Raw genomic sequence first — 6850 nt, 5'->3', positions numbered from 1 at the left:
CCGATGCCGGTTATGGCCGCAGCGTCTGCTTCCGGCTCGCGCTGGAGCAACGCGGCTGGACCTATGTCATGGCCGTCGATCCGAAAGAGATCGCCGACCTGCCGACGCCGAGCCGTATCAACCCGCTTATGGCGGGCTGGGCCCACCGACGCTGCCCCGATACCGCGAGGCGCCCCGCCCACTGCCCGACCTCGTTGCTGAGGCCGCCGTGTTCCAGGAGGTCACCTGGCGGCAGGGCAGCAAAGGCACGATGACTTCGCACTTCGCCGTGCTTCAGGTGCGGCCCTCGGGCAAGGAAGCCTCCCGAACCGCCCAGGAACAAGCCGGAGGACGCAACCGGTGGGACGGTGTGCTGCCGTTGCGGACCCTGCTGGTCGAGCAGCCCGCAGGAGCCGATGAGCCGACCGGTTACTGGATGAGCAACCTGCCCGCCACCACTCCGGTCGCTGACCTGGTGCGGTGGGCGAAGATGCGCTGGCGGATCGAGCACGACTACCGCGAACTCAAGCACGGCCTGGGCCTGGACCACTTCGAGGGCCGCACCTGGCGCGGCTGGCACCACCACGTCACCCTCGTCACCGCCGCGCAGGCCTTCCTCACCCTGCGGCGGCTCGACCCAAAAGCCCCGATGCCGGCCTGACCCTCTACCAGGTCCTCGACGTCCTTCAGGACCTGTTGAGGTGCTGGACCGGCACCTGCACCACCTGCGGCCGGCCCCTGCCGACCAGCAGAACCAGAGCCAGAACCTAACGAAGCACTACTAGGGGGTTTCGGCCGTGGCAGGCGTCCGGAACGCGGTGCTCGAGACCTGATCAGCCGCGTTAATCGATGGAGCGGTCGTCCCCGCTCCGGATAGGTTCGACGTTTCCCAGCGGGCGAGCCGATCGGGGGACGGATGATCGACGCGTACGAGGATCCGGGCACGCCCGACACGCGCGGCGGCTGGCGCTATCTCGGGTGGCTGGTGCTGTGCCAGCGGGGCCGGGCGGTGGCCGGGGCGCTGCTGGCCAGTGTGTGGATGGTGCTGCTGGCCGCGCAGCCGTATCTGATGGCGCGGGCCGTGGACGACGGGCTGGTGCCGGGGCGGCTGGGGGTGCTGGCCGCGTGGACCGGGGTGATGTTCGTGGCCGGGGCGGTGAACGCCTGGCTGAGCATCATGCGGCACCGCACGATGACCCGGGTGCGGATGGACGCCTACTTCCGCACGGTGAAGGTGGTCGTGGGCCATGTGGTGCGGCTCGGGGCCGTGCTGGGGCGCCGGGCGGGGGCCGGCGAGGTGGTGACGATCGGGGTCAGCGACGTGCACACCGTCGCCCAGTCGCTGACCGTGGTCGGGCCGGGAGTCGGCTCGGCCGTGGTCTACGGGGTGGTGGCCGGGCTGCTGTGCGCGATCTCGGTGCCGCTGGCCGCCGTCGTACTGCTCGGGCTGCCGGTGATCGCGCTGGTCACCGGGCCGCTGACGCTGCGGCTGCAGGGGGCGGAGAGCGTGTACCGGGAGCGGCAGGGTGTGCTCACCGCGCGCATCGGCGACCTCGCGGGCGGGTTGCGTGTCCTCAACGGACTGGGCGGCAAGGGGCTGTTCGCGGACACCTTCCGGCAGGACTCGCAGCGGCTGCGGGCGCAGGGGTACCGGGTGGGCGCGGTGGCGAGCTGGGTGCAGGCGCTCGGGGTGGGCCTGCCCACCCTGTTCCTGGCCGTGGTGACCTGGCTCGCGGCCCGGCTCGCGGCCCAGGGGTCCCTCACCGTCGGCGAGTTGGTGTCGGTGTACGGCTATGTGGCGGTGCTGATCGGTCCGGTGGCCTTCTTCGTGCAGATGGCCTACGACCTGAACCGGGGCGTGGTGGCCGCGCGCCGGGTCGTACGGCTGCTGCGGCTGGAGCCGGAGCCGGACGAGGGCACGCTGCCCGCGCCCGAGGGGCCGGCCGAGCTGCACGATCCGGTGTCCGGGGTGCGGGTGGTGCCGGGCCGGCTGACCGTGCTGGCCACCGCCCGGCCCGCCGAGGCCACCGCCGTGCTCGACCGGCTCGGGCGCTTCGGGCCGACCGACGCCACCTGGGGTGCGGTACGGCTCGACGCGGTCCCGCTCGCCGACGTACGGCGCCGGATCCTGGTCGCGGACAACGAGGCCGACCTGTTCGCCGGGCCGCTGCGGGAGGTCGTCGCGGCCCGACGCCCGGTGGGCCGGGCGGAGTTGGCGCGGGCACTGCGCGCGGCTGCCGCCGAGGACGTCGTACGCGGGCTGCCGGACGGCCCCGACTCGCCGGTGTCCGGGCAGGGCCGCAGCCTTTCGGGCGGGCAGCGGCAACGGGTGCGGCTGGTCAGGGCGTTGCTCGCCGACCCCGAGGTGCTGCTGGCCGTGGAGCCGACCTCGGCGCTGGACGCGCACACCGAGGCGACCGTCGCACGCCGGCTGCGTCAGGCGCGGGAGGGCCGTACGACGGTGCTGACGTCCACCTCGCCGCTGGTGCTGGACCGGGCGGACACCGTCGTGTTCCTGGTCGACGGCAAGGTCGCGGCGAGCGGCACCCATCGGCGTCTGCTCGCGGCGGAGCCGGGCTACCGGGCACTCGTGGCCCGGGACACGGAAGGGGCCGTGCGGTGACGGCGGGAAAGGGGCTGCTGCCCGTCGCGGACCGCGGCGGGGTACGGCGGGCCGCACTGCGGCTGGTGCGGGCCGACGGGCGGGCCTTCGCCGCCGCGCTGGTGCTGAACGCGCTGGCCGCGGGGGCGGGGCTGGTCGGGCCGTGGCTGGTCGGGCGGATCGTCGATGACGTGCGGGCCGGGCAGGGGGCCGGCGCGGTGGACCGGCTCGCGCTGTGGATCCTGCTGTGCGCGCTGGCGCAGCTGCTGCTGGCCCGCTGGGCCCGGTATGTGGGGTACCGGTTCGGGGAGCGGACGCTGGCGCGGGTGCGCGAGGAGTACGTCGACCGGGTGCTGGCGCTGCCCGCGTCGGTGGTGGAGCGGGCCGGTACCGGCGATCTGACGGCGCGCGGCACGGCGGACGTGGCGGTCGTCGGCACCACGCTGCGGGACGTCGGCCCGGAGCTGCTGGTCAACACCGTGCAGGCGCTGTTCGTGCTGGGCGCCGTGTGGGCGCTCGACCCGCTGCTCGGGGCGTTCGGGGTGCTCGGGCTGGCCCCGATCGGGCTGGCGCTGCGCTGGTATCTGCGGCGGGCCCGGGACGGCTACCTCGCCGAGGGCGCGGCCACGTCCGAGGTCGCCGAGGTGGTCGCCGCCACGGCGGCCGGGGCGCGGACCGTGGAGGCGTTCGGGCTGCGGGAGCGGCGGATCGCGGCGAGCCGGGACGCGCTGGAGGAGTCCCGCCGCACCCGCTTCCACACCCTGTTCCTGCGGACGGTGTTCTTCCCCGCGGTCGAGGTGACGTACACCGTGCCCGTGGCGGGCGTGCTGCTGCTGGGCGGGTGGCTGCACCAGCGGGGCGCGGTCGGGGTCGGCGCGGTGGTGGCCGCGGCGCTGTACCTGCGGCAGTTCACCGAACCGCTGGACCAGATCCTGATGCGCGTGGAGCAACTGCAGAGCAGCGGTGCCTCGTTCGCGCGGGTGGAGGGGCTGGCGCAGGCGCCGCGCGGGGACCGCGGGGCCGGCTCCCCCGTCCCGGCGGACGACCGGATCGACCTGCGCGACGTGCGGTACGCCTATGAGCGCGGCGGCGAGGTGCTGCGCGGGGTGGACCTGACGGTACGGCCCGGGGAGCGGCTCGCGGTGGTGGGCCCCTCCGGCGCCGGGAAGACGACGCTGAGCCGGCTGCTCGCGGGCGTCGACCGGCCCCGGACCGGCGCGGTGACGGTGGGCGGGGTGCCGGTCGCCGAACTGGAGCCGGAGCTGCTGCGCCGCCAGGTGGTCCTGGTGACGCAGGAACACCATGTGTTCCTCGGCACGGTCCGGGACAACCTGCTGATCGCCGCGCCGGACGCCACGGACACCGGCCTGTGGGCGGCGCTCACGGCGGTCGGCGCCGACGAGTGGGTGCGTGAGCTGCCGGACGGCCTCGACACCCGGCTGGGCGCGGGCGGACCCGCCACCGACGGCTCCCAGGCCCAGCAACTCGCCCTGGCCCGGGTGGTGCTGGCCGACCCGCACACCCTGATCCTGGACGAGGCCACCGCCCTGCTGGACCCCACGACGGCCCGGCACGCCGAACGTGCCCTCGCCGCCGTGCTTCAGGGCCGTACGGTCATCGCCATCGCGCACCGGCTGCACACGGCCCACGACGCCGACCGGGTGGCGGTCATGGAGAACGGCCGCCTGACGGAACTGGGCACGCACGAGGACCTGGTGGCCGCCGACGGCGCCTACGCGGCGCTGTGGCGCACCTGGCACGGGGACACCGCCGGCCGGCCCGGGACCCCGAGCCCCGACCCCGGTGACCGTTCCGCATAGCGAACATGAACATCCGGTCAACGAACCATTTCCGGCCAAGTTTGTGACGCGGTCCTGACAGGTGCGCCGATCCCCTGTCACTCTTCCCTGGCCGACTCACAGCAACCCCACAGCTTCATCTGCTCCGCGTGAGCCGGCCTGCACGTGGTTCCGCGTAACGCCCTGTTCTGCCCGGACGTCCCAACCCACCGTCCGGTCTCCCCTGGCCGCGCGACCCGCGGTCATGCAGAAGGAGTCAGTGTGAGCAGCAGTTCCTCTCGCAGACGCACCTCCCACACAGCACCGCGCCCCACTGCGCACCGCCGCACCGCCACCGTCGCCCTCGCCGGTGTCGCCGCCCTGATCGCCGCCGCCGTCCAGTCCGGCGCGGCGAGCGCCGCACCGGCGAAGCCGCAGCCCGGCAAGGTGAATCCGGCCCACGTGGCCGTCAAGCTCACGCCCTCGCAGCGCGCCGAGCTGATACGCCGGGCCGACTCGGCCCAGGCCGCCACCGCCCGGAACCTCGGCCTCGGCGCCCAGGAGAAGCTGGTCGCCCGCGACGTCGTCAAGGACGCCGACGGCACCCTGCACACCCGCTACGAGCGCACCTACGCCGGCCTCCCGGTGCTCGGCGGCGACCTGGTCGTGGCCTCCAGGTCCGGGAAGACCATGGACGTCGTCAGGGCCACCGGCGCCACGCTGAAGGTCGCCTCGCTCACCCCGGCCGTGTCGAAGGCCGCGGCCGAGAAGCAGGCCGTGCAGCGGGCCAGGACCCTCGGCGGCAGCAGGTCGGCCGCCGACTCCGTCCGCACGGTGGTCTGGGCGGCGAGCGGCAAGCCCGTCCTCGCCTACGAGACGGTCGTCGGCGGCTTCCAGGACGACGGCACCCCGAACCAGCTGCACGTCATCACCGACGCCGCCACCGGCAAGAAGCTCTACGAGTACCAGGGCATCGAGAACGCGACCGGCACCGGCAACACCCAGTACAGCGGCACGGTCTCGCTGACGACGACCCAGTCGGGCTCGAACTTCAACCTGACCGACGGTGACCGCGGCAACCACAAGACGTACAACCTGAACCACGGCACGTCCGGCACCGGCACCCTGTTCTCGCAGTCCAGTAACACCTGGGGCAACGGCACCACGTCCAACGCGGCCACCGCGGGCGCGGACGCCCACTACGGCGCGGCGGAGACCTGGGACTTCTACAAGAACACGTTCGGCCGCAGCGGCATCAAGAACAACGGCGTGGGCGCCTACTCGCGCGTCCACTACGGCAACTCGTACGTCAACGCCTTCTGGGACGACGGCTGCTTCTGCATGACCTACGGCGACGGCTCGGGCAACGCCGACCCGCTGACCGCCCTCGACGTCGCCGGGCACGAGATGAGCCACGGCGTCACCGCCAACACCGCGGGCCTCGACTACAGCGACGAGTCCGGCGGCCTCAACGAGGCGACCAGCGACATCATGGGCACCGGCGTGGAGTTCTACGCCAACAACTCGACCGACAAGGGCGACTACCTGATCGGCGAGAAGATCAACATCAACGGCGACGGCACCCCGCTGCGCTACATGGACAAGCCCAGCAAGGACGGCGCGTCCAAGGACAACTGGTACTCGGGTCTCGGCGGCCTGGACGTGCACTACTCCTCCGGCCCGGCGAACCACTTCTTCTACCTGCTCAGCGAGGGCAGCGGCGCCAAGGTGATCAACGGCGTGAGCTACAACTCGCCGACCGCGGACGGGCTTCCGGTCACCGGCATCGGCCGGGACAAGGCGCTGCAGATCTGGTACCGGGCGCTGACCACCAAGTGGACGTCCACCACGAACTACGCGGGCGCCCGCACCGGCACCCTCGCGGCGGCCGGTGAGCTGTACGGCACCTCCAGCGCCGAGTACAAGGCGGTGCAGGACGCCTGGGCGGGCGTCGCGGTCGGCTCGCGGTCCGGTGGCGGCGGGGGCGGTACGTCGTACGAGAACAACACCCCGGTGTCCATCCCGGACAACGGGCCGGCCGTCACCTCGAACATCACGGTCTCCGGCAGGAGCGGAAACGCGCCGGGGAACCTTCAGGTGAGCGTCGACATCACGCACACCTGGCGGGGTGACCTGGTGATCGACCTCGTCGGCCCGTCGGGCACCGCCTACCGCCTGAAGAACTTCAGCTCCTCGGACTCGGCGGACAACGTGAAGGAGACCTACACGGTCAACGCCGCCGCCGAACCGGCCAATGGCACCTGGAAATTGAAGGTGCAGGATCAGGCCACCTACGACACCGGAACGATCAACGGATGGAAGCTGACGTTCCCGTAAACCGAGCGCGAAAAGCCCGGGAACTGGGGGTCGTCCGAAGGTCAAGCACCTTCGGGCGGCCCCCGTTAACACACCAGAAACGTTTCTCGGACAGTCGTTTTCACGCCAACATCACTTCAGGGCCCTGACATGTACGCGCCCCTAATGCCACTCT

3 protein-coding genes and 1 pseudogene are annotated in these 6850 nt (G+C 72.5%); all 4 read left to right on the top strand.

Annotated elements, in window-relative coordinates:
• Positions 1-640 (top strand): annotated as a pseudogene (locus tag ACWC94_RS41135) (IS701 family transposase); the annotation flags it as partial.
• A 255-nt stretch (positions 641-895) separates the two neighbouring features.
• Positions 896-2602, top strand: a complete 1707-nt coding sequence (locus ACWC94_RS41130) for an ABC transporter transmembrane domain-containing protein (RefSeq protein WP_450802756.1) — start codon at positions 896-898, stop codon at positions 2600-2602.
• Positions 2599-4401, top strand: a complete 1803-nt coding sequence (locus ACWC94_RS41125; RefSeq protein ID WP_450802755.1) for an ABC transporter ATP-binding protein — start codon at positions 2599-2601, stop codon at positions 4399-4401. The genes ACWC94_RS41130 and ACWC94_RS41125 overlap by 4 nt, the downstream gene beginning before the upstream one ends.
• 240 nt (positions 4402-4641) lie before the next feature.
• Positions 4642-6696: a M4 family metallopeptidase gene (locus tag ACWC94_RS41120; protein ID WP_450802753.1), complete on the top strand. Its 2055-nt coding sequence runs from the start codon at positions 4642-4644 to the stop codon at positions 6694-6696.
• Positions 6697-6850: the final 154 nt, after the last annotated feature.

It is taken from the genome of Streptomyces sp. NPDC001135 (assembly GCF_053598395.1).
The sequence above is the reverse complement of the archived record's forward strand: the minus strand, read 5'-3'. Positions and strand labels throughout refer to the sequence as shown.